Here is a 2,016-nt window from a genome sequence, read left to right as displayed (position 1 = left end):
TCTCCGGCCCCTATGCCGAGGTCATGTGGGACCGTCTCCGCTTCGGGCCGTTGGCCCAAAGCCAACGGGTGAGCCGCCCGCCCTGCCGGGGGCGGGTGCTGCTCTTTGGTGTGGGCGCTGAAGCGGTCTTGCTTCCCCGCTCCCACACAGACGAGGCGCGGTGCATTTCCAGTTTCCGGCCCGGATGGCCGAGGCCATCGCCGAGGTCATGTGGAAACGTTTCCGCATCGGGCCGGTGGCCCGAAGCCACCGGCCAGCGCCCGCCCTCCGGGCGGCGGGCGCTTTGCACCCGCCGGGCGGGCGATGGCCTCTCGGTCATGGTCTGACAGGGTCTTGCGGGGCGGTTTCCACAGGGCCGGGAAAACGCGTTGCGTTTTCTTGATCCGGCCCGATGTGGAAACGGCATCGCGTGACCTCGGCGATGGCCTCGGTCAATGTGGTTCTTTAGCCGTTGCGCCGTGCAAACAGGCCCGCATCCTCGGCGGCGCGGCGCAGGGCTTTGGACTTGTTCACGGTTTCCTGGAACTCGGCCTCGGGGTCGCTGTCATAGACCACGCCGCCGCCCGCCTGGATGTAAAGCTTCTCATCCTTCAGCACGGCGGTGCGGAGCGCGATGCAGAAATCCATCTCGCCATTGGCCGCGAAATAGCCCACGCCGCCGCCATAGACGCCGCGCTTTTCCGGCTCCAGCTCGTCGATGATCTCCATCGCGCGGACCTTGGGCGCGCCCGAGACGGTGCCCGCAGGCAGGCCCGCCAGCAGGGCGGACAGCGCATCCTGCCCCTCGGCAATCTCGCCCACCACATTCGACACGATATGCATGACGTGGCTATACCGCTCGATGATGAATTTCTCGGTCGGTTTCACCGTGCCGATCTTCGCCACCCGGCCCACATCATTGCGGCCCAGATCCAGAAGCATCAGATGCTCGGCCAGTTCTTTCTTGTCGGCCAGCAGATCCAACTCAAGCGCCTTGTCCTCCTCGGGCGTGGCGCCGCGTTTGCGGGTGCCGGCGATCGGGCGGATGGTCACCTCGCCCTCGCGCAGCCGCACGAGGATTTCGGGGCTGGCCCCCACCACCTGAAAACCGCCGAAGTTGAAGAAGAACATGAAGGGCGAGGGGTTGGTGCGCCGCAGCGAGCGGTAGAAGGCGAAGGGCGGCAGCGGGAAACTTTGCGTCCAGCGCTGCGAGGGCACGACCTGAAAGATGTCGCCTCCGCGGATATAGGTCTTGGCCTTCTCCACGGCCTCCAGATAGGCCTGATGGGTGAAGTTGGAGATTTGCGCCCCCACCGGCGCCACCTCGCCCAGATCGCGCTGCGCAGGCGGCGCGCGGTCCAGATCGCGCAGCGCATCCATGACGCGCTCGGCGGCTTGCGCATAGGCCGCGCGGGCGGACAGGCCCGAGCCGACCCATGCGGGGGCCACCAGCGTCACCTCGCCCTTCACCCCGTCCAGCACCGCCACCACCGACGGCCGCATCAGCAGCGCATCGGGCAGGCCCAGCGGATCGGGGTTCACATCCGGCAGATGTTCGACCAGCCGGATCATGTCATAGCCCAGATAGCCGAACAGCCCCGCCGCGATGGCGGGCAGATCGTCGGGCATCTCGATCCGGCATTCGGCCAGAAGGGCGCGCAGCGTGTCGAGCGGGTGGCCCTCAAGCGGCTGGAAGGCCGCCGCATCAAAGCGCGCCTCGCGGTTGATCTCTGACGCCTTGCCCCGGCAGCGCCAGATCAGATCGGGCTTCATGCCCACCACCGAATAGCGCCCGCGCGTCTCGCCGCCCGTCACGCTTTCCAGCATGAAGGTATCGGTGCGCGCCTCGCCCAGTTTCAGCATCAGGCTGACCGGCGTATCCAGATCGGCGGCGATGCGGGCGTAAACCAGCTGGTTCTGCCCGGCATTCCAGCCGCGTTCAAAGGCCTCGAAGCTGGAGATCATCGTCATTCCGGTCGGCCTTTCAGCGGATATTGGCATGCACCGCGTCAATGGCGGCCTGATTGAAGCTGATGC

At 66.6% G+C, this 2,016-nt stretch carries 1 protein-coding gene; it reads right to left on the bottom strand.

The genetic code is table 11. The features are described from left to right. Positions 1 to 444: 444 nt before the first annotated feature. The gene (trpE, locus tag JNN06_RS14155; RefSeq protein WP_291240242.1) at positions 445 to 1,950 is read right to left on the bottom strand and encodes an anthranilate synthase component I; all 1,506 of its coding nucleotides are present in this window, start codon (positions 1,948 to 1,950) and stop codon (positions 445 to 447) included. Positions 1,951 to 2,016: the final 66 nt, after the last annotated feature.

The sequence above is a fragment of the Gemmobacter sp. genome, from assembly GCF_016792925.1.
Lineage (GTDB): Bacteria > Pseudomonadota > Alphaproteobacteria > Rhodobacterales > Rhodobacteraceae > Gemmobacter.
This window is presented reverse-complemented; position numbering and strand designations above follow the sequence as displayed.

What these genes read in the sequence shown, in the direction of transcription:
- trpE (WP_291240242.1), bottom strand. Translation starts at nt 1,950, where the DNA reads ATGACGATGATCTCCAGCTTCGAGGCCTTTGAACGCGGCTGGAATGCC.